General features: G+C 70.6%; 21 protein-coding genes, 1 tRNA gene and 1 pseudogene. 14 read left to right on the top strand and 9 right to left on the bottom strand.

The features are described 5' to 3' along the window. Positions 1 to 553 (bottom strand): annotated as a pseudogene (locus QM633_RS00630) (MFS transporter); the annotation flags it as partial. A 79-nt stretch (positions 554 to 632) separates the two neighbouring features. On the opposite strand from QM633_RS00630, the gene QM633_RS00625 reads away from it, so the two are divergent. Then, positions 633 to 704 (top strand) — tRNA-Val (locus QM633_RS00625). Positions 705 to 939: 235 nt separating this feature from the next. Further along, the gene (locus tag QM633_RS00620) at positions 940 to 1,734 is read left to right on the top strand and encodes a sirohydrochlorin chelatase (RefSeq protein WP_415151783.1); all 795 of its coding nucleotides are present in this window, start codon (positions 940 to 942) and stop codon (positions 1,732 to 1,734) included. Positions 1,735 to 1,776: 42 nt separating this feature from the next. Here QM633_RS00620 and QM633_RS00615 read toward each other — a convergent pair whose 3' ends face one another. Together QM633_RS00615 and QM633_RS00610 are read right to left on the bottom strand one after the other, a co-directional pair. Then, complete coding sequence (locus QM633_RS00615) at positions 1,777 to 3,321, bottom strand: hypothetical protein (protein WP_415151782.1); 1,545 nt, start codon at positions 3,319 to 3,321, stop codon at positions 1,777 to 1,779. A gap of 72 nt (positions 3,322 to 3,393) precedes the next feature. Beyond that, the gene (locus tag QM633_RS00610; RefSeq protein WP_415151781.1) at positions 3,394 to 4,533 is read right to left on the bottom strand and encodes a PucR family transcriptional regulator; all 1,140 of its coding nucleotides are present in this window, start codon (positions 4,531 to 4,533) and stop codon (positions 3,394 to 3,396) included. Between the two features lie 111 nt (positions 4,534 to 4,644). Between QM633_RS00610 and QM633_RS00605 the strand changes: the two genes are divergently transcribed. Beyond that, positions 4,645 to 6,924, top strand: coding sequence for an aminotransferase class III-fold pyridoxal phosphate-dependent enzyme (locus QM633_RS00605; RefSeq protein ID WP_415151780.1), 2,280 nt, complete (start codon positions 4,645 to 4,647; stop codon positions 6,922 to 6,924). Between the two features lie 113 nt (positions 6,925 to 7,037). Next, the gene (locus QM633_RS00600) at positions 7,038 to 8,615 is read left to right on the top strand and encodes a xylulokinase (RefSeq protein ID WP_415151779.1); all 1,578 of its coding nucleotides are present in this window, start codon (positions 7,038 to 7,040) and stop codon (positions 8,613 to 8,615) included. Between the two features lie 44 nt (positions 8,616 to 8,659). On the opposite strand, the gene QM633_RS00595 is transcribed toward QM633_RS00600, so the two are convergent. The 4 genes from QM633_RS00595 to QM633_RS00580 all read right to left on the bottom strand — a co-directional run bounded on the left by QM633_RS00595 (position 8,660) and on the right by QM633_RS00580 (position 14,416). Continuing rightward, positions 8,660 to 9,898 (bottom strand): MFS transporter, encoded by a 1,239-nt coding sequence (locus tag QM633_RS00595; RefSeq protein ID WP_415151778.1) that lies wholly within the window; start codon positions 9,896 to 9,898, stop codon positions 8,660 to 8,662. A 115-nt stretch (positions 9,899 to 10,013) separates the two neighbouring features. Next, positions 10,014 to 11,300: an MFS transporter gene (locus QM633_RS00590; protein ID WP_415151777.1), complete on the bottom strand. Its 1,287-nt coding sequence runs from the start codon at positions 11,298 to 11,300 to the stop codon at positions 10,014 to 10,016. Positions 11,301 to 11,363: 63 nt separating this feature from the next. Then, on the bottom strand, positions 11,364 to 11,924 hold the full coding sequence (locus tag QM633_RS00585) for a histidine phosphatase family protein (RefSeq protein ID WP_415151776.1): 561 nt from the start codon (positions 11,922 to 11,924) through the stop codon (positions 11,364 to 11,366). Continuing rightward, on the bottom strand, positions 11,921 to 14,416 hold the full coding sequence (locus tag QM633_RS00580; protein ID WP_415151775.1) for a phosphoketolase: 2,496 nt from the start codon (positions 14,414 to 14,416) through the stop codon (positions 11,921 to 11,923). The genes QM633_RS00585 and QM633_RS00580 overlap by 4 nt, the downstream gene beginning before the upstream one ends. Before the next feature lie 153 nt (positions 14,417 to 14,569). On the opposite strand from QM633_RS00580, the gene QM633_RS00575 reads away from it, so the two are divergent. Further along, the gene (locus tag QM633_RS00575; RefSeq protein ID WP_415151774.1) at positions 14,570 to 15,268 is read left to right on the top strand and encodes a response regulator transcription factor; all 699 of its coding nucleotides are present in this window, start codon (positions 14,570 to 14,572) and stop codon (positions 15,266 to 15,268) included. A gap of 30 nt (positions 15,269 to 15,298) precedes the next feature. On the opposite strand, the gene QM633_RS00570 is transcribed toward QM633_RS00575, so the two are convergent. After that, positions 15,299 to 16,369, bottom strand: a complete 1,071-nt coding sequence (locus QM633_RS00570; RefSeq protein WP_415151773.1) for a S1C family serine protease — start codon at positions 16,367 to 16,369, stop codon at positions 15,299 to 15,301. 10 nt (positions 16,370 to 16,379) lie between these two features. Beyond that, positions 16,380 to 17,267 carry a cation transporter gene (locus QM633_RS00565; protein WP_415151784.1) on the bottom strand — a complete coding sequence of 296 codons (888 nt, stop codon included), beginning with the start codon at positions 17,265 to 17,267 and terminating at the stop codon, positions 16,380 to 16,382. A 100-nt stretch (positions 17,268 to 17,367) separates the two neighbouring features. Here QM633_RS00565 and QM633_RS00560 point away from each other — a divergent pair, with 100 nt between their 5' ends. The 9 genes from QM633_RS00560 (at position 17,368) to QM633_RS00520 (ending at position 24,905) form a co-directional block, all read left to right on the top strand. Further along, positions 17,368 to 18,720, top strand: a complete 1,353-nt coding sequence (locus QM633_RS00560) for a hypothetical protein (RefSeq protein WP_415151772.1) — start codon at positions 17,368 to 17,370, stop codon at positions 18,718 to 18,720. 47 nt (positions 18,721 to 18,767) lie between these two features. Beyond that, positions 18,768 to 20,798: a threonine--tRNA ligase gene (thrS, locus tag QM633_RS00555; protein WP_415151771.1), complete on the top strand. Its 2,031-nt coding sequence runs from the start codon at positions 18,768 to 18,770 to the stop codon at positions 20,796 to 20,798. A gap of 5 nt (positions 20,799 to 20,803) precedes the next feature. Then, positions 20,804 to 21,355 (top strand): HIT family protein, encoded by a 552-nt coding sequence (locus QM633_RS00550; protein ID WP_415151770.1) that lies wholly within the window; start codon positions 20,804 to 20,806, stop codon positions 21,353 to 21,355. 23 nt (positions 21,356 to 21,378) lie between these two features. Then, entirely contained in the window at positions 21,379 to 21,996 is a 618-nt protein-coding gene (locus QM633_RS00545) for a CDP-alcohol phosphatidyltransferase family protein (protein WP_415151769.1), read from the top strand. A 65-nt stretch (positions 21,997 to 22,061) separates the two neighbouring features. Next, positions 22,062 to 22,442: a glycine cleavage system protein GcvH gene (gene gcvH, locus QM633_RS00540; RefSeq protein ID WP_415151768.1), complete on the top strand. Its 381-nt coding sequence runs from the start codon at positions 22,062 to 22,064 to the stop codon at positions 22,440 to 22,442. A gap of 72 nt (positions 22,443 to 22,514) precedes the next feature. Beyond that, positions 22,515 to 22,997 (top strand): FHA domain-containing protein, encoded by a 483-nt coding sequence (locus QM633_RS00535; RefSeq protein WP_415151767.1) that lies wholly within the window; start codon positions 22,515 to 22,517, stop codon positions 22,995 to 22,997. Continuing rightward, a complete protein-coding gene (locus QM633_RS00530) occupies positions 22,997 to 23,692 on the top strand; it encodes a MerR family transcriptional regulator (RefSeq protein WP_415151766.1) in 696 nt (231 codons plus the stop codon). Before QM633_RS00535 ends, QM633_RS00530 begins: the two co-directional genes overlap by 1 nt. A gap of 7 nt (positions 23,693 to 23,699) precedes the next feature. Then, positions 23,700 to 24,203: a bifunctional nuclease family protein gene (locus QM633_RS00525; protein ID WP_415151765.1), complete on the top strand. Its 504-nt coding sequence runs from the start codon at positions 23,700 to 23,702 to the stop codon at positions 24,201 to 24,203. 153 nt (positions 24,204 to 24,356) lie between these two features. Beyond that, positions 24,357 to 24,905, top strand: a complete 549-nt coding sequence (locus QM633_RS00520; protein WP_415151764.1) for a MerR family transcriptional regulator — start codon at positions 24,357 to 24,359, stop codon at positions 24,903 to 24,905. The last annotated feature ends 64 nt before the right edge of the window (positions 24,906 to 24,969 follow it).

The raw sequence follows: 24,969 nt of genomic DNA, 5'->3' as shown, positions 1-24,969 counted from the left end.
GTCGGGCGGCGACCAGCAGCGCCACCACGGCCGCCACGATCAGCAGCAGGGCGGGCCGTGCCCCGATCGCCGTGGCGGCAGCGACGCCCAGCAGCAGCGGCGCCGCGACAGCCACCACGCTGGCCACCGAGTTCGCCCTGGTCAGCGCGATCTCCGCATCGGGTCCGTGCAGCAGGCGTGGCGCGACGAGCACGATGCCCGCCGCCCCGAGCCCTTGCAGCAGGGCGCCGAGGTAGGCGACCGCCTCGCCCGGCACGACGGCGAGCAGCGCACTGCCCACCCCGAGCACGATCGCCGAACCGGTCAGTACCTGGCGCTGGCCCAGCCGCAGGAGCGACGGTCCCGCCACTGCCATCACGAGCAGCCCGTAACCGAACGCCGAACCGAGCCAGGAGAGCCGCTCGGCCGGTACGCCCAGGTCGTCGGCCAGCACGACCAGCACCACCCCGATGCTCGCGGTGTAGAAGCCGACATTCGCCATCCCCAGGGCTACGGGCAGCTCCGCGTCCCGCCCTGCCGACCTTTCCGCAGGGTTCCCACGTGCCACGCCCACCCGACCTCCTCGTTCGGGATCGAGCGTATCCCGCACGATGTGACGGCTCCGGCACCTCTCGGCTATGGTTGGTCCTCGCGGGCGATTGGCGCAGTGGTAGCGCGCTTCGTTCACACCGAAGAGGTCACTGGTTCGAACCCAGTATCGCCCACCCACCCGCAACCATGTATCGCGATACGAACGCCAGAATCCCATTGTGTGAGACTGCCTGTCACTCGTTCGCGTGACCAGAGGGCCTCTGTAACGCCTCAGTAACCAGAAATCTCAGTATTCGGGCAGACGTCTCGCCATTCGGCGGATCGAATTGCATCACGACTTGGTAACGGCAAGAGTTCTCTCAGAAAACACGGCAACGGAGCCGGCTCCTTCGACAGGAAGGCATGCCAATGACCGCCCCCGCCCTCGTGATGGTGGCTCGCGGAAGCTCCGACCCAATGGTCGCGCAGGTCACCCACCAGCTCGTCAGCGGTCTGGCCAAGATGCGTCCGGAGATGTCGGTGCACGGCGCCTTCCTCCAGTCCAGCCCGCCGACCGCCGGCCAGGTGATCGACCAGCTCGCTGCCGCGAACGTCACCGAGGTCGTGCTCGTCCCCCTCGAACTCAGCCACGCCGTCGAGTGCGACCCCGCGATGGCCGAGCTCCTGCACAAGGCCCGCACCAACTACCCGGACCTGCGCTTCACACTCTCCCGCCCGGTCGGCCCGGAGATCAGCCTGTTGACGATCCTCGATCAGCGGCTGCGCACCTCGCTCAGCCAGGCCCGCTGCCTCGAGCTCGACGGCCTGGTGCTCTCGGCCGCGTGCACAGGCGATGTCCGCGGCAGCGCGCTCCTGGCGCGCAGGGCCCGTCAGTGGTCGACGCACCACCGGCTTCCCTGCCTCACCGCCGTCGCCGACGACTCCGGTCCTTCGGTGGCCCAGGCGATCATGGGCCTGCGCGCCCAGGGACGCCGCCACATCGCCGTCGGCTCGTTCTTCCTGAGCGCCGACGAGGCGTACCACGCACAGTCGGATCTCGCCTACCGGTACGGCGCGGTGTCGGTGAGCGACCCGATCGGCGCCTGCCGCGAGGTGCTCGACCTCGTGCTGGCCCGGTATGCCTTCGCGGCGATGGATCTCCTGGACTTCGGCCAGGAGGAGTTCGAGTCCCCGACCCGGCACCTCAGCGTCGTCAGCGCCTGACCGCTGTGTCGGGGCGGGACGAGCGTCCGCCCCGGGATTCGGTCAGCTCCCCTGTGGCAGTTGCGCCCTGGCCTGCAGCAGCTGAACCTGGGCCTGGAGACGAGCGATCTCGGCTCGGACGCCGGCCAGCTCGGCAGCCTGCGCGCTGTCCCGGTTCACCGCGTCGAGATCACGGCGGGCCGTCGCCTCGGCGAGTTCGTTCTGCAGGGTCGCCAGGGTCGACGGCGGTGCCAGGCTGCCCTGGGCAGATGCGATGTCGACCTGCTGCTGGAGCCGCTTGAGCTCTGCGTAGCTGTCGGCCGTGGCGTTCACGCCCTGGAGTTCGAGCTCCTTCGACCGCCGCTCCAGCTGGCGTTTGATCACCTCCAGGCCGCGGACGTCTGCGGCGTCACGCAGGGCGTCCGCCGAGGCGCCGATCCTGGTCGCGGCATCCAGGCCGGCGGAGACCTGGTCGGGCGCGCCGCCGATGGCGTCGGCGATCGCACCGGCCACGCTCTTGTCACCCACGACGAGCCTGGCGGGGGAGCCGAGATCGCCGAAGGTGACGTCGACCGACGCCTCGCCGAAGAACCGGCCATCGAGCGCCATCGAGGTGCTCTCGCCGAAGCGGTCGGTCACGGGGACATCGGCGGCCTTCTCCAGGACGGGCCGGCCGGAGTCGCCACGCCTCCATACCCACACCCGCGCCATCCGGGGGACCCGCCAGTAGACGACATCGCGCCGCAGGGTGGCGCCGTCGACAGCTCCCGCGTGGTTCGGACGCCAGTCGGGGTCCGCGAGAGTCGGCCCGACCTCCAGCCAGATCCCGCAGTCCTGCCACAGGGCTTCCAGGTCGGGTCGGTCGTGGAGACCATTCGGGTCCTGGGTGGGTGCGTCGATCGTCGGGTCGCCGTGGACGGGGACTGCATCCAGGGCGATGGACCGGGACAGCGTCCTCGGGATCCGGGCGAGGTGCGCGTCGCTCCACGAGGCGAACATCGCGTCGACCTTCGCCGTCTCCTTGAGCGAGGTCCGGAGAACCAGCTCCAGCTGGCTGATCCGGGCCAGCGCTCGCGCGGCTTCGACGCCGTCGTCGGTGTCCACGACCTGGCCACGCAGGGTCGTCAGCTTCGCGGTGGCCCGCTCGGCGATCGCGGCGTGGACCCGACTGTGGGCGGCCTCGGCTTCATGAGCGGTGTCCCAGATGGCTCTCACCGAGGACGGATCGGGCGCTTCGTCGAGCGGGGCGCTGTCGGAGGGATCCGAACGCCTGGTCAGGCCTGTCGCCGTGCCGCGGATCGCGATACCCACCACGGTCGCCAGAATCTTCACCGCCGCGGCGACGAGCTTCGAGGCCACCCCGACTGATTTGTACGACACCGAGGCGAGCCGCCGGTCGGCCGTCCAGGCGATGGTGAAGTCGTTGTCGCCCCGCCGCGGCGGGTCCAGCTCGCGCGTGCCGTGACGGGCGTCTCCGGCCACCGTCTGCGCGACGGTGGTCACCGGGACGTCGAGGTACTCCCGCGGTTCGTCCAGCCGCGTGTCCCGGATCAGGTCCACCGTGGTCTCGACCGTGAAAACACTCTCTGCGAGCAGATAGCTCAGCATGGCAGCCCCTCCTGCCTCGTGTCTGACGAGCAAAAGCATGGCAGGAGGCGCAGCTCTCGTCGAGGGTCGAGCTCAACGAAGCAGGGCCAGCCGCGCCTCGAACCTCCAATCGGGGTCGTCGAGGTCGTCGCCGAAGACGTCGCGCAGCTGGTTCACCCGGTAGGCGACCGTCTGCGGGTGGACACCGAGCTCCGCGGCGACGGGGGAGCGCTGCCCCCAGTGCCGCAGCCACGTCTCCAGGGTCGCGGTGAGGCGGTCGCGCTGCGGTCCGGGCAGCGTCGCCAGCGGCGCCAGCGCATGCTCCCGCAACGTCTCGGCGACCTCAGGGACGGCCCGGACCAGGAGCCGGGGCAGGTGCTCGTCGGCCCAGACCGGATCCGGACTGTCGAGGGGCAGCAACTGCGCGGCCGTCAGCGACCGGTGTGCGGCGCGCGTGGGAACGGTCGGGCCGATCCGGGGCCCCCGGCCCGAGCTGTGGGTGAGGTCGCGCACCAGGCTCTGGAGGCCGGCGCCACCCTCCAGGACGAGAAGGGTGCTTCCCTCCCGCTCCACGGCGAATCCTCGGCCACCGAGCACCGCCCGGGCCGCGCCGAGCGCCTCAGGCGGCAACAGTGCCACCGCGACCGACTCCGGAACGGCCCAGCCCGCCGCGGCGGCGGCCGCGTCGATCGAGTCGCCGTCCCCGGAGAGCAGCGAGTCCAGCAATCGGCGCAGGCGCCGGTCGCGCTCGCCGGCGTGGGTGGACGCCTCGTGTGCGTAGCCGTCCGCGCTCTCTGCCTGCAGGGTGTCCACCAGGGCGAACACCGACTCGGCCAACGCCACCTGCGCCGCTGGCGACGGGTCGAGTTCGCCGAGCTCGTCCGCGCACGCCGCGTACAGGACCCGGACGCCGATCCGGTAGGCGGCCAGCAGGTCCTCCAGGCCTCTTCCGTCCCTGGCTTCGCCCGCGCCGAGGTCCCGGAACAGCGCCCGGTCCGGCTCGGTGAACGACGTCTCCGAGGTGCCGATCAGCGCCACGAACCTGCGCGCGATCGCCCCCGTCGCGCCGACGATGTCGGCCCTCACCTTCGGCTCCCGCATCCGATCCACCCAGGCAGGTTCGGCGTCGATCGCCGCGATGATCTGCGTCCGCATCGTCTCCAGCCGCGGCGCGACGACCGTGCCCAGCTGCCGTGGCAGTCGGGACCATGGCGAAGGGGTCGCGGTTATCACGACATGACAATAGTGCGCCTGCCTGTGCCGCGCAGATGCCAAGAACTAGCTCAGAAGAATGAGAGACAATGAGTCATGCAGTACGCGTCGAGTCGTGACCATGTCGTTTCCATGTGCCGAACCATGCTGGGGCACGGGTTCCTGAAGGCCACCGAGGGCAACGTCTCGGTGCGAATCCCCGGCCGCCAGCTGTACGCGGTCACGCCGAGCAACTACGGCTACGAGAAGATGCGTCCCGAGGACGTGTGCGTCCTCGACTTCGGAGGCAAGCCGGTGCCGGTCGAGGGTGCATCGACGCTGGCGCCGTCGGTGGAGGCGGCCATGCATGCCACGATCTACCGCGAACGCCCGGACGTGAACGCGATCGTGCACACCCACCAACCGTTCGCGTCGGCGCTGGCCTACCTGCGCACGCCGATCCCTGCGCTGTCGGACGAGCAGAGCCGCTTCCTCGGCGGCGAGGTGCCGATCGTCGACTACGCGCCGGCCGGCACGTCCTTCCTCGCGGCGAACATGCGCAAGAAGCTCAGGACCGGCGGCAACGCCTACATCCTGGCCAACCACGGAGTCGTCGTGCTCGGCTCCGACCCCGAGCGGGCCGTCTTCGCGATGGGCCTGCTGGAGAAGGTGTCGATCGCCTATCTGATGGCGCTGGTGACCGAGCCGGACAAGGTCTACACCGTGCCGGCCCCGATCCGTGAGATCGCCATCAACAAGCTGCGCTCCGAGCAGAAGCGGATCGGCGAACGCGTCACCAACGCGGTCCCCGCCGAGGAGATCCCGGAGACCCCGCTACCCAGCGCGGACGCGCTCGCGGCCCAGATCGCGGCAGCGCGGACGACCGACCCGGAAACCCCTGGGGTGCGCACGGACGGAGCCGGCGCGGGCGGGGCGGTCGAGAGGGGTGGCGCGGCGGAGCAGGGGTCATGGCCGAGCGCCGCCTCACTCGGCTACGGGATCTCGACCTATCCCGACGTCGCGGAGGTCTATCGCCGGCTGGAGGCCCTGATCGACCAGCCGGTCCGCGGACCGCGCCACGATGCGATGCTGGGCGTCCTGGACTACTTCGAGACCAGATGCGCCTCCAGCAAGGAGATCACCACCCGCGCGAAGAAGCGGCTCCCCGGCGGCGTCCAGCACAACCTCGCGTTCAACTACCCGTTCCCGCTGGCGATCAGCAGGGCGGACGGCGCCCACCTGACCGATGTCGACGGCAACACCTACATCGACTTCCTGCAGGCCGGGGGGCCGACGATCCTCGGCAGCAACTACGCGCCGGTGCGCGAGCGCGTCCACGAGGTGATCCGCGAGTCCGGGCCGGTGACCGGACTGTTCCACGCCTACGAACTCGAGCTGGCCGAGCTGATCCACCACTACCTGCCCAGCATCGAGGTGTACCGCTCGCTCGGCTCGGGCACGGAGGGCGTCATGGCTGCGGTTCGAGGCGCTCGGGCGTTCACCGGCAAGCCGATGGTGATCAAGATGGGCGGCGCCTACCACGGCTGGTCCGACACGATGGTCGTGGGTCTCCGCGTCCCCGGGACCTGGCGGATGAACGCCAAGGGCATCCCGCTCGGCGCCACCGCCGACACCAGGGAGGCGTTCCCCGAGTCGCTCGGCGAGCTCAAGCGCAAGCTGATCGAGAACAAGGTCCGGGGCGGCACGGCCGCCGTGATCGTGGAGCCGGTCGGGCCGGAGAGCGGGACGCGTCCTGTCCCGGAGGACTACAACGCGAAGATCCGCGAGCTGTGCGACGAGTTCAACGCCCTGCTGATCTTCGACGAGGTCGTCACAGGCTTCCGTCTCGGCATGGGCGGTGCGCAGGGGTACTTCGGGGTCCGCCCCGACCTCACCGTGCTCGGCAAGGCCGTGTCCGGCGGCTACCCGATGGCCGGCGGGGTCGGCGGCAGGGAGGATGTCATGGCCGTCTTCGGCTCCGGGCTGGACGGCAAGAACGGTGCCCACGTCCAGGTCGGCGGGACTCTGTCGGCCAACCCCCTGTCCTGTGCGGCGGGAGTCTTCGCGATCGAGGAGATGGCCCGCACCAACGCTCCGGTGATCGCCGGCCGCGCCGGCGACCGGCTGGCGGAGGGCCTCAAGCGCCTGATCGCGAAGTGGGGGCTTCCCTACGTCGTGCACAACACCGGCGCGATCGTCCACCTCGCCTCGACCGGCGTGATGATGCTGTCGATGCGCCACCCGGCCAAGCTGTTGAAGGAGAACGGCCCTCGCAAGGAGGCGATGGAACACATGGGCGCCGTGTACGCCTCCCACGGCATCATCACCCTGGCCGGGTCGCGGCTCTACACGTCCATGGCCTGCACCGACGCCGTGATCGACGACGCCCTGGACCGGTTCGACCGGTCCTTCGCCCTGGTCGAGGGCGTCTGATCCGCCGTCGCGTCCCGAACTGGCAGAATCGCTCGCGATGATCACCGCACGCCGTTCCTCTGCTCCGCCGTGTGTCCCGGCCCGCACTGCGGAGAGCCGGGGATGAGGATCCCGTGAACGCCGTTCCTCCGCAGGTTCTGGCCGTCGACCTCGGCACGTCCGGGATGAAACTGGCCCTGGTCGGCCACGACGGGCAGGTCGAGGGCTGGGAGAGCGAGCCGGTCGACCTCGTGATCCTGCCCGGCGGCGGCGCCGAGCAGGTGCCACAGGACTGGTGGCTGGCGTTCGGGCGCTGCGCCGACCGTCTGGCGGCGAGCCGGCCGGAGCACTTCGCAGCCGTGACCACGGTGTGCTGCTCGACCCAGGGGGAGGGCACCATCGCGGTGGACGCGGGTGGCGAGCCGCTGACCAACTGCATCCTGTGGATGGACATGCGGGGAGCCGCGAGCCTGCGCAGCCACTTCGGGGGGCGGCCGGCCGTCAACGGGCTGTCCGCGTCACGGTACGCGCGGTGGATCCGGCTCACCGGTGGGGCCCCGTCCCCGACGGGTAAGGACCCGGCCGCCCACATGCTGTGGGTGCGCGACCAGCTGCCGGCCGTGTACGAGAGGACCGCGGTGTTCCTCAACGTCCTGGACTACCTCAACCTGCGGCTCACCGGACGGGTCGTGGCCACCGCCGACTCGATCCTGACCTCCTGGGTGACCGACAACCGGGATCCGCGCCGCATTTGCTATGACGCAGCGCTGGTGGCGGGCAGCGGGATCGACGCGGCCAAGCTTCCCGAGATCGTCGCGTGCACGGACGTGATCGGCACCCTCACCGCGGACGCCGCCGCCCACCTCGGGCTGCCCGAGTCGGTCGTGGTCGTGGCAGGGGCGATCGACAACACGGCCGCCGCTGTCGGTGCCGGAACGATCGCGCACGGCGAGTGCCATCTCTATCTCGGCACGTCGTCGTGGATCGCAGGGCACGTCCCGGCGAAGAAGACCGACGTGCTTCACGGGATCGCCTCCGTTCCCTGCGCGCTGCAGGACCGGTACCTGATGACCGCGCTGCAGGCGACGGCGGGGGGAAACCTGAACTGGCTGCGGGACAACGTCGTCGGCCCGGGCGACCCGCTGGTGGCCGCGGACGTGCGCGGGGAGTTCTTCACTCTCGCCGACCGGATCCTGCCCGGGATCCCCGCCGGCTCGAACGGCGTCCTGTACACCCCCTGGATCTTCGGCGAGCGGGTGCCGGTCGACGACCACGCACTGCGTGCCGGACTGTTCAACGTGTCGCTGCACAACACCCGGGGCGACCTGCTGCGGGCGGTCTTCGAGGGGATCGCGCTGAACACCCGCTGGATGCTCCCTCCGGTGAACCGGTTCCTGTCCCGGCCGGTCGACGCGCTGCGCCTGGTCGGTGGGGGAGCGCGCTCGGCGGCCTGGACGCAGATCCTCGCCGATGTGCTCGGCGTGCCCGTCCACCGGGTCGAGGATCCGGTCGCGGCCAACGCCAGGGGCGCCGGTCTGATCGCAGCGATGGGGACGGGCGCGATCACGGCCGACGACATCCCCGGCCTGGTCCGGGTGGCCGACGTCCACGAGCCAGATCCGTCGGTGAGGGGTGTCTACGACGATGCCTACGGCACCTTCACCGAGTTGCACCGCCGGCTGGCGCCGCTGTACCGCCGGCTGTCCCACTGACCCGGGCCCGCTGACAGCGGGACGTCGGGGGTCGCGGTGGGGCGTCAGCCGGCGGGCTCGGTCTCGAGGTCATCCGGGACGGACACGGCCAGGGACGGCTCGGGCTGGCGCAGCATCCAGACCCCGATCCCGGCCAGCAGGACGCCGAGGATCGCGAAGCCGACCACGAAGCCGCCGTCGGTCGTGCGGGCGGCGTCCATGAACAGGACGACCACGAACGAGGCCTGTCCGACCAGCTGGAACACCCCGGAGGAGGCGCCTTCGGGGGTGGGCGCAGCGATCTCGGAGGCGTACTGCATGCCGACCGGCATCGCGCCGGTGAGCAGGAAGCCGACGAGGAACGCGCAGGCGCCGAGCAGCCAGATCGACTCCTGCGGGACGACGAAGGCCGCCATCAGCGGCGCGGCGAGGATCATCGGGATCGCCGTCCACGGCACCCGGCGCCCGGTGCGGTCGGACGCGGCGCCGAGCGCGAGCGCACCGAGGACGCCGCCCACGAGCAGGGCTTCCAGCAGGATCTCCGCCGCGTCCTCGGGCAGGCCCATCGCGGTGACGACCTGCAGCGCCCAGGTCGACAGGCCGTTGAAGACGCCGAGGGCGACGAACAGTGCGGCCAGGAAGACCTGGAAAGGACGCTGCGCGACGGCGTGGCGCAACCCGCCGAGCTCCAGGGCGCGGGCCTGGGCGGCGTCCACGATGCTGTGGTCGGCGTCCCTGGCCAGCAGGCAGTAGGCGATTCCGGTGATCCACGCCGCGACCGCGTACAGCCCCAGCACCTGGTCGACGGCGAGGCCGGCGTCCAGCAGGGCGGGAGTGAACGCCGTGCCGAGCGCGACCCCGACCATCATGGCGAGGGTGAGCACCGAGACGACGGTCGCGCGCAGGTGCCGGGGGAACCACTTGCCTGCCACCGTCGTCCAGGCGTTGAAGAGCAGCGGCTGCGCGGCGGCGACCACGATCGCGCCGGCCATCGCTGCGCCGTAGGAGGGGCCGGCGAAGAAGCGGATGGTGCCCCCGGCCGCGACCAGCGCAGAGCCGAGGCCCACCGCGAACCGGATCCCGTGCCGGTCGACCAGCCACGCCGCAGGGATCGACAGCGGGATGAAGACCACCATGAAGACGATCGAGAAGTACCCGATCAGGGTGGTGGACACCCCGTAGAACCCTGCCGCCGTGGTGCTCACCGGGGACAGCGCGATCCACTGCAGCTGGATGGTGATGTTGACCAGGACCGAGACTCCGAGGACGACCCAGCGGTAGCGGGGACTGGCGGCGAGGCTCACGTGAGGACCCTAGTCAGCCGCGCGCCGCCAGGGCGAGAGTTTCGCGCAGGTGTCGCGGGCACAGGATTCTCCCGGACCCCGCAGTCCGATCCCGGGATCGGTCCCGGTCGTGCCGTCACGCGGTGGCAGTGGGCGCCGGCTCGTGGGTGGTGACCCACAGCCGGGCGGTGACCACGACACCGAGGAGCAGGAGGGCGGAGGTCAGGATGAACGGCCAGGTGCGGTCCATGCCGGACAGCCAGCCCGAGATCCAGCCGAACGGGGCGGTGACGAGCATCACGCAGGTGCGCTGGATCGCCATCACCCGGGAACGCTCGTGGCGGTCGACGTGCAGTGCCACCAGCGATTCGGCCAGCATGAACAGGATGCCGGCGCCGAACGCGTCCAGCAGCAGGCAGACCGCCAGCAGCAGATAGGTGGACGCGGTCGCACCGCCCTCCTGGGCGGGGATCAGCACCAGCAGCACCTGGCCGGCGAGGTAGACGGCGAACCCGAGCAGCGTGGGCAGTCTCAGGTGCTTGCCGTGGGTCAGGGCAGGGATCAGGGTGAAGAAGAACAGCACCGACAGCAGGGAGCGGACCATCGGGAAGAACGGCAGCAGCGGGTCGGGCACGCCGAGGTGCTGGTTGATCACGACCTGCCAGAAGGTCCCGTTGACCAGCGAGACGGCCGCGACGATCGCCTGTACGGCCAGCGAGAACAGCGTGCCCTTCGAGCGCAGGATCAGGCCGAGCACCGGCCGGTAGCCGCGCAGCGAACTCCAGATGCTGACTCCCCGGGTCTGCTCGCGCCGGATCCGTCCGGTATCGGTCTCGGTCGACAGCCTGTACAGGAGCCAGATCTTGATCGCCATGATCACAAAGGCGTTGAGGTAGAGGATCCGGACGGCGGGCTCCAGGCCGAACCGCGACACCAGCAGCGCGGCGATCGGGGCGAACAGTGCGGAGAACTCGGCCGACACCTTCACCAGCGAGTAGACCTTGGGGATCTCGGACCGCTCGACGTCCTCGACCAGCAGGCAGTCCCACGAGTTCTGGGTGACCTGCCAGGCGCCGTTGATCAGCGAGGCGACCAGGAACCACCAGAAGTTCTGGGCGAACGCCCAGATCAGGCAGGGGATCACCCACGCGACGATGTCGAACAGCGCCGTGGTGAGCCGGCGCCCGAGCTTGTCGGTGATGACGCCGCTGAGCAGGCCGAAGACCATCTGGGAGAGGATCGAGATCGTGGCCAGCAACCCGATCTGCTCGTCGTGGACGCCGAGGGTGAGCATGAACACCGACGCGTAGGGCAGCACGAGCGCCATCGAGAGCCCCCACATGGGCTCGGTGTAGACGCAGGCGCGGCCGTTGCCGCGGAGCTCGACGAGGGTCCTGAGCAGAGGGTTGCGGACGCGAGGCACGGCGCACAGCCAATCACGTCCGCCAGGGCGCTGCAAACGCTCACACCCCGCCCGTGCGAGCGGTCAGCTGTTCCAGCGCACCACCGCCGCGGACTCCTTCTCGCGGCCCAGGATCGAGACACTGCCCACCTCGAGCGGGAAGCTCTGCCCGAAGATGATCGGGAAGTCCAGCCAGCACAGCGCCAGCACCCGGGAGGCATGCCCGTGGCCGAAGCAGATCGCCCGCTCCACCCCGGACCCCCGGACCCTGGCCACCACCCGGGTCAGACGCGCCCTGACCTCGTCGGCCGACTCCCCGCCGGGGCAGCCGTTGAACCAGATCCGCCAGCCCGGGTAGTGCTGCCGGATCTGGTCGCTGGTCAGGCCCTCGAAGTCGCCGTAGTACCACTCGGCCAGGTCTTCGGTGAGCTGGCAGTCGGTGAAGCCGGCCAGTTCCGCGGTGCGCCGCGCGCGCAGCCGCGGGCTGCACAGCACCAGGTCGAAGTCGCGGGGGTCGAGCCGCTGACCCACCGACCGGGCCTGCTCGACACCGTCGTCGGTCAGGTCGAGTTCGGTGACCGAGGTGTGCCGCCCAGACCGGCTCCACTCGGTCTCGCCGTGCCGGACGAGGTAGAGCTGGGTCACTCGTTGTCGCCGCCCGTCGAGGCGGAGCCGGAGGACACCTCGCCCACGGCGTCGCCGGCGTCCGGCCACACCCAGTCGGCGATCTCGGGGAGGTCGGTGCCCCACTGGTAGGCGTAGGCCTTGGCGGCGATCCTGCGGTCGACCATGTCCTGGCGCAGCGTCGCGTAACGGGCGCGCAGGCTCGCCACCCGGTCGATCACGTCGATCACGAGGTGGAACCGGTCGATGTCGTTGCGCATGCACATGTCGAACGGCGTGGTGGTCGAGCCCTTCTCCTTGAACCCTCGCACATGGATGTTCGCGTGGTTGGTGCGGCGGTAGGCCAGCCGGTGCACCAGCCACGGGTAGCCGTGGAACGCGAAGATGACCGGGGCTCCCGCGGTGAAGATGGTGTCGAAATCCCGGTCGGACAGGCCGTGCGGGTGCTCCCGCTCGTCCTGCAGCCGCATCAGGTCGACGACGTTCACCACCCGCACCTTCAACTCCGGCACGTGCCGGCGCAGGAGGTCGGCGGCGGCGAGGGTCTCCAGGGTGGGGACGTCGCCCGCGCAGGCCAGTACCACGTCCGGCTCGGTGCCGGGCACCTCGGTACCCGCCCAGTCCCAGATGCCCAGGCCGCGGGTGCAGTGCGCGATCGCCTCCTCCATGTTCAGGAAGACCGGTTCGGGCTGCTTGCCCGCCACCACGACGTTCACGTACTGCTTGGAGCGCAGGCAGTGGTCGAAGGTGGACAGCAGCGTGTTCACGTCCGGCGGGAGGTAGACCCGGATCACCTCGGGCGACTTGTTCATCACCACGTCGAGGAAGCCGGGGTCCTGGTGGCTGAAGCCGTTGTGGTCCTGCCGCCACACATGCGAGCTGAGCAGGTAGTTCAGGGACGCGACCGGACGCCGCCAGCCGATCTCGTTGGTGGCCTCCATCCACTTCGCGTGCTGGTTGAACATGGAGTCGACGACGTGGATGAACGCCTCGTAGGAGCTCATCACGCCGTGCCGCCCGGTGAGCAGGTAGCCCTCCAGCCAGCCCTGGCACTGGTGTTCGCTGAGCACCTCGACCACCTGGCCCTGCCTGCGCATCGGATCCGGCGCGTCCGTGGGCAGGTACTCGCCGACGAACTGCTTGGGGGTGGCCTCGTACACGGCCTGCAACCGGTTGGACGCGGTCTCGTCCGGCCCGAAGACCCGGAAGTTCTCGGGGTTGCGGCGGGAGACCTCGGCGAGGAACTCGCCCAGCCGCTTGGTCGACTCGACCATCGGGCCACCGTGGCCGTCCGCGTCCGGCTCGATCGCGAAGTCGCGGAAGTCCGGCATCAGCAGGTCTTTCAGCAACTGGCCGCCGTTGGCGACGGGGTTCGCCGACACGCGACGCTCACCAACCGGGCGCAGCGCGTCGAAGCGCGGCAGGAAGGCGCCGTCGTCGTCGAAGAGCTCCTCGGCGCGATAGCTGGCCAGCCAGTCCGACAGCACGGCTAGATGCTCCTCGGAGTCGCGTGCGTTCGCCAGCGGCACCTGGTGGCTGCGCCAGTGGCCCTCGGTCTGCTTGCCGTCCACCGACTTCGGACCCGTCCAGCCCTTGGGGGTGCGGAACACGATCATCGGCCAGCGCGGCCGGGCGACCGCGTCGGGGTCGGTGGCCTCGGCGTCGGTCTTGATCTCCACGATCCGGTCCAGCGCATCGTCGAGCAGCCGGGCGAAACGCTTGTGCGTGCCGAGGTGGTCGTCCTCGGCGCCGGCTTCGAAGAAGAGCGGGTCGTGGCCGTAGCCGCGCATCAGGTCGGCGAGCTCGTCGTCGGGGATCCGGGCCAGCACGGCCGGATTGGCGATCTTGTAGCCGTTGAGGTGCAGGACCGGCAGCACGACGCCGTCGGTCCGGGGGTTCAGGAACTTGTTGCCGTGCCAGCCGGTCGCGGCCGGACCGGTCTCCGCCTCGCCGTCGCCGACCACCGTGAAGGTCAGCTGGGTGGGGGAGTTGTACACCGAGCCGTAGGCGTGCGACAGCGAGTAGCCGAGCTCGCCACCCTCGTGGATCGAGCCCGGGCACTCCGGGGAGACGTGGGACGGGATGCCGCCAGGAAAGGAGAACTGCTTGAACAGCCGGCCCAGCCCGGCCTCGTCGTGGGTGATGCTCGGGTAGACCTCGGTGTAGGTGCCGTCGAGATAGGCGTTGGCGACCAGCCCGGGTCCACCGTGGCCGGGGCCGGCGATGTAGATGGCGTTCAGGTCGCGCTCGACGATCGCCCGGTTGAGGTGCGCGTAGAGGAAGTTGAGGCCCGGGGTGGTCCCCCAGTGCCCCAGCAGCCGGCGCTTCACGTCGTCACGACGGAGCCGTCGACGCAGCAGGGGATTGTCGAGGAGGTAGATCTGGCCGACCGACAGGTAGTTGGCCGCACGCCACCAGCCCTCGATGAGCTCGGCGGTCTCGTCGCTGATCACCTCGGGGGCGCCCGCGGGACGCGCCCGCCAGGCCTGGGTGCCGATCGGGTTCGCTGACACTGCACGCTCCTGTCGCTCGGGTGGCCGTGCTCACCATTCTTGCCCAGCCGTGGAGGTATCAACACCGGCCCGGCGCACTCCCAGACAACGAACTGATGAAGAGCCGGTGTCCTGGGCGCGGGTTCGGGAGCCCGGGTGGAGCGGGGGTCGGGGATGGACCGTGGCGAGCGGGCGCTGGTGATCGTCGGAATGCTGGTCGAGGCCGCCGAGGCCCTGGCCGCGGATCTGGACGCCGAGCAGGTGGTCTGCCGGTACCTCGCCCAGAACCTGGCGGCGGATGTGGCCGCCAGCCTCGTACCGGACGCCGTCGACGGCAGCGCGTCGGTGACCAGCTACCCGGACGGACCGGCTGCCCGCGCGCTCGTCGGCCTGCTCCAGAGCACCGACGCCGGGGGCCCGAGCGCCGGCCCGACCCTGCGAGAGCACCACCGGCTCGGAGAGGTGCTGCTCGTCGCGCCGGGCGGCCTGGACCGGGACGGCCGCGACGGCGGCCCGAGCCCCGTGCTGGCGTTCGCCAGGCGGGAGGGCTTCGGCGACGATCAGGTCCTGCTGCTCACCGAGGCGGTGCCGCCGCTGATGGCGTTGCTGCCGCACGTCGTGGCCGCCCGGGAACGCAGGGGTCGTTCGCAGGCAGGGCTGGACGCGGCCCGCGAACTCGGCCTGACCTCGCGGGAGCTGGAGGTGCTGACGCTGCTCGCGCAGGGACTGCTGGCGACCTCGATCGCCGCCAGGCTGGAGTTGTCGCCGCGCACCGTCCACAAGCATCTCGGCAGCATCTACGACAAGCTCGGCGTCCACGACCGCCTGGTCGCGGTGAGCCTCGCCCGGGGCCGCGGCCTCGTCGCGGCGTGACGGCGAGCCGGCCCTCTCCCGCCTCGGCTCTCAGGGCTGCTCGGCGAGGGTGAGCGTGGTGCGGCGGGAGGTGCCGTCGCGGGAGTAGTCGACAGCGACCTCGTCCCCGACCTTCGCGCTGACCAGGAGCCAGGCGAGGGACACGCTGGTGGCGGCCTGGTCGTCGATCCCGGTGATCACGTCGCCGACCTGGAGGCCCGCGGTCGCGGCAGGCCCGCCGCCGGCGACCTCCTGGACGAAGAGCCCGGCGACCGTGGCGAACCGGTCGGCGGTGTCCTGAGTGATCTGTGCGGTCTGGGCGCCGATCCACGGGTGGGTGGCCCTGCCGTTGGCGAGCAACTCGTCCACGATCCGCTGGGCCGTGCTCGCCGGGACGGCGAAGCCGATGCCCACGCTGCCGCCGCCACCGGCGCCGTTCGCGTCCGGGACCGTCGAGATCGCCGTGTTCACACCGACCAGCCGCCCCTCGCAGGTGACCAGGGGCCCGCCCGAGTTGCCCGGGTTGATGGACGCGTCGGTCTGGATCGCCCCGGCCAGCACGGTGGTCCCGCCACCGGCCTTGGGCACGGGAACGTTGCGCCCCAGTGCGCTGACGATGCCGCTGGTGACCGTCCCGGACAGCCCCAGCGGCGCGCCGAGCGCCACCACCGGCTGCCCGACGGTGAGTTCCTCGCGGGGAGCGAGCAGCAGGGTGGGCAGCTTGTTGCGGTCGATCTTCAGCACGGCCAGATCGGTGATCGGGTCGGTGCCGACCAGGTGGGCGGTGAGCGTGTCGCCGTTGTTCAGGAGCACGTCGATGGTCCCGGACGTGGCCGCGGCCGCGATCACGTGGTCGTTGGTGAGGATGACTCCGTCGGCGCGGATGATCGCTCCGCTGCCCGACCCGGAGGCCTCCTTGCCGCTCACGTGGACGGTCACGACAGCGGGCAACGTGGAGGTCGCGACCCTGGTCGTGTCGCAGGAGCCCGAAGCGGGGGAGAGGTTGATCGCCGCCGTCGCACCGAGGCCGCCGGCGACGAGGGCGACCGCGACCGCCAGCCCGATCAGCTCCAGCCAGTTCAGGGCAGGGCGGCGGAACCACCAACTGCGGGACTGCGACACCGTCTCCTCCTCAGGTGGCCAGGGTCGGGTCGGTGGTGAGTTCCACGTTCGCCCAGACCTCATAGCCGATGGGTTCGAGTTCGCCGATCAGCATCCGGCGCACCCGATCCTCGTCCGCGACGTCCCATTCTCCCGCGCTGACGACGAAATCGACTTCGACATACAGGCGCCGGCCCAGTTTGGTCGCCCTCACGATCGGCTCCCCGAGGCCGAACTCGGAGGCGGCCCGGGCAGCGGCGGTATCGATCACGTCCTGCACGGCGCGCGGCGGGGCAGCCTCCAGGATCTCCCTGCCGGCGGCGCGAATCAGGCGCCACGGCACCGGGGCGAGCACACCCACAGCCACCAGCACCAGGATGGGGTCGGCGTACGGCACCACCTGGTGCCAGCCGAGGGCGGCCGCCGCGGCCGCCGCCGCCGCACCGATGGCGATGATCGCACTGAGCACCGTCCCGGCGCGCCACTGGTCGGCCTCGGCGGCCGCCAGCTCCGAGCGCGGGGCGAGGCGACGCAGGGCGAAGGTCATCGCGAGCGCGACCACCAGGGTGACCAGGCCGTATCCGACCACACTGGCCGGGGTGGCATCGGTCCCTCCGGCGAGGAGGAGTGTGACGGAGTCGATCGCCGCGTACAGCAGCGTCCCGCCCAGCGCCGCACCCTGCAGGAGGATGGCGACCGGGATGACCGCCTCCCTGCCGAAGGGGTAGCGCCGGTCCGCTTCGAGGCCGGCGGCCCAGGCCGCGAACAGCGAGATGCCCGACAGCGCCGTTCCGAAACTGGTGAACAGGCCGTCGAACAGCACCACTCTCGACTCGGCGAGGACTCCCCACCCGACCCCCACCACGCCGACGAGGAGCGAGACGCAGACCGACAGCCGCAGGACGCCGGACTCCGTCATCACGGACCTCGCATCCTCTCCCAGGCGACAGCGGTGTGTTGCGGCATCCCCAAACCCCGCCGCGGACACTACGGTAGTGCCAGTCAACTGGAGGAGGGGTATGCGCGGGGTGGCGGACCTCGCGTCCCGATGCCGTGGGCTCGGGACGCTCATTGTCGTGGTGGCGGTCGCCGGCTGCGCAGGGTTCACCGTCGCGGGCAGGGCCGAACCCGCGCCGTCCCCCTCGTCCACCCAGTCCACGGAGCCTGGGGCCTCCGCCGATGCCGCGACCGCGGGCACGACACCGGTTGACTCCGCGCCCAGCGCGACCGCTCCCCGGCCGACCACGACGGCCACCAGCACGGACGCGATCCGTCCGGCGGCTGCCCCCCCGATCCACGGTCGGGTCCGCTACGGCTCACGGCTCAGCGTCGACGCCCCCCGGTGGGGCCCGGGAAAGGTGGCGCTGTCCTACCAGTGGCTGCGGGACGGCGCCGCGGTCGCCGGCGCGACCGGCACCGCCCTGACGCTCGGCGCCACCGAGATCGGCCACCGCATCTCCGTGCGCATCACCGGCAACCGTCCCGGGTTCGCTGCGGTCGCGCAGGACACCGCCGCCGTCGGGCCGGTGCTGGGCGCGGGCCTGCACCCGGAGACACCGCAGCTGAGAGGGACCGCAGGCGTGGGACACACCCTGACCAGCCTCGTCGAGGCGTGGGGCCCTGGTACCGTCCGGCTCACCCGGCAGTGGTTCAGGGACAACGAGCCGATCGCGGGGGCCACCGGCAGGACCTATCTGCTGTCGGCCGACGACCTGGGGCGCAGCGTGCGCGTGCGGGTGCGGGGCACCAGGGCCAACTTCGAGACCAGGAGCCGCTTCTCCGAGCCGACCGGGCCGGTCGCCGCCGGCGTCCTCGACCCCGCTCCCTTGCCGCTGTACTCCGGCGTCGGCGCGGTCGGGGAGGTGCTGACCGCACTGCCGAGGCAGTGGGGTCCGGGACCGGTGTCGCTGGCCTACCAGTGGTACCGGTCCGGCGTGCATGGCGAGTCCCGCATCGAGCGTGCCACCAGGCCCACCTACACGCCGAGCGCCGCGGACGTCGGGCATCGGCTCAAGGTCAGGGTGACCGGGTCACGGCCCGGCTTCACCACGGTGGCCAGGTCCTCGGCATGGACGAGCGAGATCCGCCTCGGCACGCTCGCCCCGGCCACACCGACGATCAGCGGACAGGTGTCGGCCGGCAGGGTCCTCACCGCCGAGCCCGGCAGGTGGAAGCCGTCCGGGGTCACGTTCACGTACCGCTGGTACCGGGGCTCGGTACCCCTCACCAGGGCGACCGGAAGGACCTACACCCTCAGCGACGCGGACGTGGGCGTCCCGATCACGGTCAGGGTCACCGGGTCGCTGCCCGGTTACCGGGACGCGACCGGGACCTCCGCGCCGACACCAAGGGTGACCCCGGCCCACCGCTGAGCCACGGCGCCCCGCCGATGCGGGTCGATCGCACGCGAAGGGGCAGAATGGACCCCTGCCGGCAGGTCGCCGGCAGTCTGGAAAGGAATCCCAAGGTGTCTGTCTCCCTCACGGTGCTGCGTAACGATTCGCGCGAAACCCGGGTGGTCGAGACGGGCACTACCGGGCTGGACCTCTTCGGCGACGACCGGACGGTCGTGGCTCTCCGGGTCAACGGCAGCATCGTCGATCTGGCCACGGTGTTGAACGACGCCGAGGAGGTGGAGCCCGTCCTCGCGACCAGCGAGGAGGGGTTGGCGATCATCCGGCACTCGTGCGCGCACGTCACCGCGCAGGCCCTGCAGCGGCTGCACGCGGACGCGAAGCTCGGCATCGGGCCGCCGATCACCGACGGCTTCTACTACGACTTCGACATCGCCGAGCCGCTCACCCCGGAGGACCTCAAGGCGATCGAGAAGGAGATGACCGGCATCGTCAAGGAGCGCCAGCGGTTCGTCCGCAGGGCGGTCAGTGACGCCGACGCCGCGCAGGAACTCGCCGCCGAGCCCTACAAGCTGGAGCTGATCGGCCTGAAGGGCTCTGCCGCGTCCACCGAGGGCGCCTCGGTCGAGGTCGGTGCGGGCGAGCTGACCATCTACGACAACGTCCGCCGTGACGGCAGCGTGGCGTGGAAGGACCTGTGCCGTGGCCCGCACGTGCCCCACACCGGCTACCTCGGCAACGGCTGGGCGCTCACCCGCAGTTCCGCCGCGTACTGGCGCGGCGACCAGCGCAACCAGCAGCTCCAGCGGGTCTACGGCACGGCGTGGGCGAGCAAGGACGATCTGGTCGCCCACCAGAACCGGCTCGCCGAGGCTGCCCGCCGCGACCACCGCAAGCTGGGTGCCGAGCTCGACCTGTTCAGCTTCCCCGAGGAACTCGGCGCCGGCCTTCCGGTGTTCCATCCCAATGGCGGCGTGATCAAGCGGGCGATGGAGGACTACGTCCGGGCCGCCCACGTCCGCGCCGGCTTCAAGTACGTCGGGACGCCGCACATCGCCAAGGAGGTGCTGTTCCGCACCTCGGGGCACATCCCGTACTTCCAGGACGGCATGTTCCCCCCGATGGACGACGATGGCCAGAACTACTACCTGAAGGCGATGAACTGCCCCGGCCACAACCTCATCTTCAAGTCGAGGGGAAGGTCCTACCGCGAGCTGCCGCTGCGTCTGTTCGAGTTCGGCACGGTGTACCGCAACGAGAAGTCCGGGGTGCTGCAGGGGCTCACCCGGGTGCGGATGATCACACAGGACGACTCGCACTCCTACGTCACGGCGGAGGGCGCGGCCGATGAGGTCAAGCACCTGCTGAGGTTCATCACCGAGCTGCTGGAGGACTTCGGCCTGGACGACTACTACCTCGAGCTGTCCACCCGGGACACGGAGGGGGCGAAGTCGTCGAAGTTCATCGGTTCGGACGAGCAGTGGGAGACGGCGACGGCCGTCCTGGAGCAGGTCGGACGCGAGTCCGGCCTCGAGCTGGTGCCGGATCCGGGCGGAGCCGCGTACTACGGGCCGAAGATCTCCGTGCAGGCCAAGGACGCGATCGGCCGCACCTGGCAGATGTCGACCATCCAGTACGACTTCAACCAGCCGGCACGGTTCGGCCTGACCTACACCGGTCCGGACGGGCACCCGGCGGAGCCGGTGATGATCCACTCGGCCAAGTTCGGCTCGATCGAGCGGTTCATCGGTGTGCTCACCGAGCACTACGCGGGCGCGTTCCCGGCCTGGCTGCACCCCGTGCAGGTCGAGTGCATCCCCGTCGCGGCCGAGTACGAGCCGTACCTGGCCGGGATCGCCGACCAGCTCCTGAAGGCTGACGTGCGGGTCGAGGTCGACCGTTCCGACGACCGGTTCGGCAAGAAGATCCGCAACGCGCAGACCCAGAAGGTCCCGTTCATGCTGATCGCCGGCGAGCAGGACGCCGCCGCGGGCGCGGTGTCGTTCCGCTACCGCGACGGCAGCCAGAAGAACGGGGTTCCGGTGGCCGAGGCGATCCGGGAGATCGTCGCGGCGACGCGCCCGCCGAAGCGCTGACGCCGATGGACGAGGTTCGGGTCGAGGACGCCGGGTGCCTGCCCGGCGTCCCCGACGCGTTCCAGCGACTGTGGACGCCGCACCGGATGGTCTACATCCAGGGCGAGAACAAGCCGGCGGACGCCGGCGAGGGCGCCTGCCCGTTCTGCCGCGCACCGGGACTGCCCGACCCGGAAGGGCTGATCGTGCACCGCGGTGAGCATGTCTACGCCGTGCTGAACCTGTACCCGTACTCTCCCGGACACCTGCTGGTGTGCCCGTACCGGCACGTCAGCGACTACACGGAGCTGACCGGGCCCGAGGTGGCCGGGATCGCCGAGCTGACCAGGCAGGCGATGACCGTGCTCCGGAAGGTCTCGCACCCCGCCGGCTTCAACCTGGGCATGAACCAGGGTGAGGTGGCCGGTGCCGGGATCGCCGCGCACCTGCACCAGCACGTCGTCCCGCGGTGGCTGGGCGACGCGAACTTCCTGCCCGTGGTCGGCCAGACGAAAGCGCTTCCCCAGTTGCTCGCCCAGACCCGGGACCTGGTTTCCGCGGCTTGGAGCAACCTGTGAGCCGGATCGCATAGTCTTCACCCGTGGCCGGCGAACCTTACGACACCGAACGGGTGCTGACGGTCCCGAACATCCTCAGCTTCATTCGACTGCTCGGCGTCCCGGTGTTCCTGTGGCTGCTGCTGGAGCGGCAGTCGGACGTGTGGGCCGTGGTGGTGCTGGTCGTGGGCGGTGCCACCGACTGGCTGGACGGCCAGTTGGCCCGGCGATGGAATCAGCGCTCGCGCCTGGGCCAGGTGCTCGACCCGCTGGCCGACCGGATGTACATCCTCGCCACGCTGCTGGGCTTCGCGATCAGGGAGATCGTGCCCTGGTGGCTGGTCGCGCTGCTGGCCGCCCGCGACGTGCTGATGTTCACGACGATCTGGCCCGCGCTCCGGCGCCGGGGTTTCGTCAGCCTCCCGGTCCACTTCCTGGGCAAGGCGGCGACCTTCGCCCTGCTGTACGCCTTCCCGCTGGTCCTGCTCGGTGTCGGCGACGATGCCTGGCACACCGCGGCGAGGGTGGCCGGGTGGGCGTTCGTGATCTGGGGGGCGGGCCTGTACTGGTGGTCGGGGCTGCTGTACATCGGCCAGGGCATCGAGGTGATCCGGAGGATCCCGCTGGAACGGGCGGCCGGGTCGGGAAACGAGCCGGGCTGAGCCCCGTGGAACCGATAGGCTGGCGCCCGTGACGACGGACCATCGCCGTCAGAAGGAGTGCGTGCGTGTTCCCCGATGATCTTCGCTACACCAGCAAGCACGAGTGGGTGCGCCAGGGGGCCGGCAGCACGGTCCGGGTGGGCATCACCGACTACGCCGCCGAAGCGCTCGGGGACGTCGTGTACGTCTCGCTGCCGCAGGTCGGCGAGGAGGTCGCCGCCGACGACGCCTGCGCAGAGGTCGAGTCCACCAAGAGCGTCTCCGACATCTACTCCCCGGCCGGCGGGGTGGTGACGGCCGTGAACGAGCTGCTCAACACCGCGCCCGAGACCATCAACTCTGACCCTTACGGTGATGGTTGGATCTTCGAGCTCGAGCTGTCCGAGGCGGGCGAGGTCGAGGATCTTCTGGACGCCGACGCGTACAGCGAGCTCGTCTCCAGCTAGGCTGACGGTCTACCTGTCGTTGAGCCTCAGTCGGGGGGAGGGCTCCCAGCCAGGCACGGAAGGTGACCCTAGATGATGCATTGCCCCGCCTGCGGCCATGAACTCACGGAGGCCGCGAACTTCTGCCCGCACTGCGGCGCGAGCCTGGCCAAGCTCTCCGGCGACACCACGAGGGTGATCCCCCCGGTCGTGGAGGAGTTCCAGTTCGACGACCTCGACGCCGCCGACGCCGCAGCCATCGAAGCCCTGCCCCAGGGCTCGGCCCTGCTGCTGGTCCTGAAGGGAACCCAGGCGGGCGCCCGCTACCTGATCGACTCCGACGTGATCACCGCGGGCCGGCATCCGCGCTGCGACATCTTCCTCGACGACATCACGGTCTCCCGGCACCATGCCCGGTTCACGCGGCGCGACGGGCAGGTGTGGCTGACCGACGAGAACAGCCTGAACGGCACCTACGTGAACCGCACCCTGATCGACGGCGAGGTGGCGCTGCGCCGCGGCGACGAGGTGCAGATCGGCAAGTTCCGCATGGTGTTCTTCGCCGGGCAGGACTGATGGCTCTCGGGCTGCGGAGCATCGGCCAGGTCCTGGCCATCCTGAAACCCGAGTTCGACGACGTCTCCATCTCCAAGATCCGGTTCCTGGAGTCCGAGGGGCTGATCTCGCCGGAGCGGGCTCCTTCCGGCTACCGCCGCTATGCGGAGTCCGACATCGAGCGGCTGCGCTACATCCTCGACGTCCAGAAGAACCACTACCTTCCGCTGAAGGTGATCCGCGAGCACCTGGAGATGATGGACCGCGGCCAGGATCCACCGGCGCTGGGGCCCGCGCGGACGCAGGGCCACGAGGACGTCGACGAGGCTGCAGCCGCCGTGCAGAGCCAGCCCCGCCCGCCCAAGCGCGCGATCCGGATCACCCGCCGGGAGCTCCTCGAGCTGAGCGGCCTCAGCGAGCCGGCGCTGGCCGAGCTCGAGAAGCACCAGCTCGTCGCACCCCGGCGCGGCACGATCTACTACGGCAGGGACGCGCTCACCGTGGCGGTGATCTCCCGCAAACTGGCCGCGTTCGGAATGGACGCCCGGCACCTGCGGGTGGTCAAGCAGGCGGCCGAGCGCGAGGTCGGCCTGATCGAGCAGGCCATCGCACCGCACCTGCGCCGCAACCCGTCCAACCGGACGCTGCCCGCGGAGGTGATGCAGCTCGTGCTGCACGCCCACGCGGCGCTGATGCGTTCCCAGCTGCCCCAGTGAGGCCGGCGTGCGCGAGCTGAAGGTGGTCGAGATCCGGGTCTCCACGGGGGACGCCGTCCCACTGGTCGTGCTCGAGGAGGTCGACGGATCGCATCGGCTGCTGCCGATCTGGATGAGCCACGGCGGCGCGTCGGCGATCTTCAGCGCGACCGAGGACCCCGATCCCGAACGCCCGAACATCCACGACCTGGCCTGGCGGCTGGTGGATTCCGGCTCCGACGCCCTGGACGCGGTCCGGATCGTCGCCTACGAGGACGGCCAGTTCTTCGCAGAGCTCGTCCTCGGCTCGCGCTGCGTCGCGGCCCGTCCGAGCGACGCGATCGCCTTCGCCCTGCGCGCCGGATGCCCGATCCACTGCGTCGACGAGGTGCTCGACCAGGCCGGGATCGACCCGGCGCAGGGAGTGTCGCCGGGAGAGCCGGCCGGCGCGGACGACGAGGTCGAGCGGTTCCGGGAGTTCCTCGACACGGTGAACCCCGACGACTTCACCGGTGACGCAGGTGATCCGTGAGCCCGGACGCGACGGCGCGGCAACCCTGAGGTAGCGGTTCAGACTCGGCGAGCGCGCCGGTCGCGACCCGGCGTGTCGTTGACCCTCACCGGCGGGTCGGATTACCGTCGTAATCCCACCGAGGTGATTCACCCGATCGAGAAGAGGGCAGCGATGAACGCTCAGCACCAGGCGCCGGCCCAGGACCTGCTGTTCGACGGCGACTTCGCACCGATGCCCGACGACCTGGGCTTCCGCGGCCCGGTGGCGTGCCGCGCCGCCGACATCACCTACCGGCAGCTCGACTACTGGGCCCGCACCGGTCTGGTCGTCCCGGAGGTCCGGTCGGCCGGCGGGTCCGGGACGCAGCGCCTCTACAGCTTCCGCGACCTGCTCCTGCTCAAGGTGATCAAGCGGCTGATCGACGCCGGGATCTCCCTGCAGCAGATCCGCACCGCGATCGACCACCTGCGCGCCCGCGGCGTCGAGGACCTCACCACCGTGACCCTGATGAGCGACGGCGTGTCGGTGTACGAGTGCACGTCCGACGACCAGGTGATCGACCTGCTGCGCGGCGGCCAGGGCATGTTCGGGATCGCGCTCGGCGGAGTCTGGCGCGACATCGAGGGCACCCTGCAGGAACTCCCGGCCGAGCGCGCCGAGGAGCCGTCCCACACCGACGACGAGCTGTCGCAGCGTCGTCGCGCCCGCGCCGCGGGCTGAACCCGGGGCCGGGCTCGGCCGGGTCGCGACGCTCCGGAGTGACCACGCGGCCGCCCGGGCCGGG

This window comes from Propionicimonas sp. (genome assembly GCF_047606205.1).
GTDB lineage: Bacteria > Actinomycetota > Actinomycetes > Propionibacteriales > Propionibacteriaceae > Propionicimonas.
The sequence above is the reverse complement of the archived record's forward strand: the minus strand, read 5'-3'. Positions and strand labels throughout refer to the sequence as shown.